This window comes from Synechococcus lacustris str. Tous (assembly GCF_003011125.1).
Taxonomy (GTDB): domain Bacteria; phylum Cyanobacteriota; class Cyanobacteriia; order PCC-6307; family Cyanobiaceae; genus Synechococcus_D; species Synechococcus_D lacustris.
The window spans coordinates 1-1,362 of sequence record NZ_PXVC01000188.1 but is presented as its reverse complement, the minus strand read 5'-3'; the positions used below and the strand labels follow the sequence as shown (position 1 = coordinate 1,362).

General features: G+C 52.6%; 3 protein-coding genes and 1 pseudogene. 2 read left to right on the top strand and 2 right to left on the bottom strand.

Going from position 1 to position 1,362, the window contains the following annotated elements; all coding sequences use genetic code 11:
- Both C7K08_RS14150 and C7K08_RS14145 read right to left on the bottom strand, forming a co-directional pair.
- Nucleotides 1-230, bottom strand: a pseudogene (locus C7K08_RS14150) (magnesium-protoporphyrin IX monomethyl ester (oxidative) cyclase); the annotation flags it as partial.
- The gene (locus C7K08_RS14145; RefSeq protein WP_133165320.1) at nucleotides 227-607 is read right to left on the bottom strand and encodes a hypothetical protein; all 381 of its coding nucleotides are present in this window, start codon (nucleotides 605-607) and stop codon (nucleotides 227-229) included. The pseudogene C7K08_RS14150 and the gene C7K08_RS14145, both read right to left, overlap by 4 nt.
- 126 nt (nucleotides 608-733) lie before the next feature.
- Here C7K08_RS14145 and C7K08_RS14140 point away from each other — a divergent pair, with 126 nt between their 5' ends.
- Both C7K08_RS14140 and C7K08_RS14135 read left to right on the top strand, forming a co-directional pair.
- Entirely contained in the window at nucleotides 734-1,051 is a 318-nt protein-coding gene (locus C7K08_RS14140) for an ArsR/SmtB family transcription factor (RefSeq protein ID WP_241537282.1), read from the top strand.
- An 8-nt stretch (nucleotides 1,052-1,059) separates the two neighbouring features.
- A partial coding sequence (locus tag C7K08_RS14135; protein ID WP_133165319.1) for a pentapeptide repeat-containing protein occupies nucleotides 1,060-1,362 on the top strand: 303 nt, incomplete at its 3' end.

Genomic DNA, 1,362 nt, shown 5'->3' with positions numbered 1-1,362 from the left:
AAATAACTTTCATAGGCCTGCTTTTCAATTGGATCAAGCGCCTGCAGCCGCTGCAGGGGAGCGCGGCGATCAAAATGATCGCAGTTGTGATCTGTTGCCATTTCCTGCAGCATTGCTTCAAAATAACGTTGTTTTGGTTTCAGATTTGTGCGGGCTGCCTTGTTRATTTCTGTGGTGTAGAAGCGGGGGGTTAGCAGATCTTCCCTGAGGTGCGGAGTGGTGCYTTTCATTGTTTTACGAGTTGRGTTGCTTTTGCCCTTGCATAGGCGATGGCATCTGCGCCATGGCGATGTTGATAAAACCACTGCTGCACATCCATGAGCAGATTGAGGCGCAGGCCCCCATGGTTGAGGCATTGGGGTAGTTGTTGCTCGATGGAGCCCAGCAGTTCTTGATGGCTGAGGCGATGGCCTTGGCAGAGGCAGCCGGCCTCGCTTAGCCAGCGTTCTTCCAGGCGCAAGTGCAGTTTCAATTTTTGAATTAAATGCATCATTTTGGGCAAGTGGCTTGGCTCAGAGCCGCCAGCAATCAAATCTTCCAAGCCCTGTTCAAGCTGGTTGTGCTGCTGCTCCAACAGGGCCTCCTTCTGCTCCCAGGCTCTCGGCATAGCCATCTTTGCGATATCACGTATCTGTTATACAGCAGAACAAGCAAAAACAATAGAAGTAACAACGTCTTGATTGGAGTGTTGAATCCGCTTAGGTTTATACGTTGTTAATCCGTGTTACTGCTGATGGCGGCACCCTTGGAGGCCCTTGCTGAATATTTCAAGGTGTTCAGCGAGCCCAATCGCCTGATGGTGCTTGAAGCATTAAGGGAGGGCCCCCTCAACGTAACCGCTGTGGTGCAGTGCACAGGCCTTAGCCAGGCCTTGGTTTCTAAACACCTCAAGCTCCTAACAATCGCTGGGGTGGTAGCCCGCAGGCCAGAGGGCAGCCTTGTGTTTTATGAGGTGCTTGATCGTGGTGTATTTCGTTTACTACTTGCCGCTGAAAAGCAGCTGCTCACCGCCCGTGAGCAGCAACTATCCGCCCTACAAGCTGTGCTCTAACTCCTGCCATGCTTGATCCAGGGAACCCGCCGCAGGATCTAGAGCAGCTGYGTGAGCAATGGCTAGCTGGCCGTAGATCTTTCCAGGGGCTTGAGTTGGTTGATACCGATTTTGCTGATCTAAACCTTGGCGGGGCCGATCTCAGGGGCAGTTGTTTTCGCGCTAGTAGGTTTGGCCATGGCCAGCTCAATGCAGTGAATTTGAGCGGTGCTTTTTTACAGGAAGCGTTGCTGTGGGGAGCTGATCTCTCCGATTGCATTGCAGAGGCTTCCTTTTGGCAGGAGGCAGACCTCTCAGGTGCCCGCTTGCAG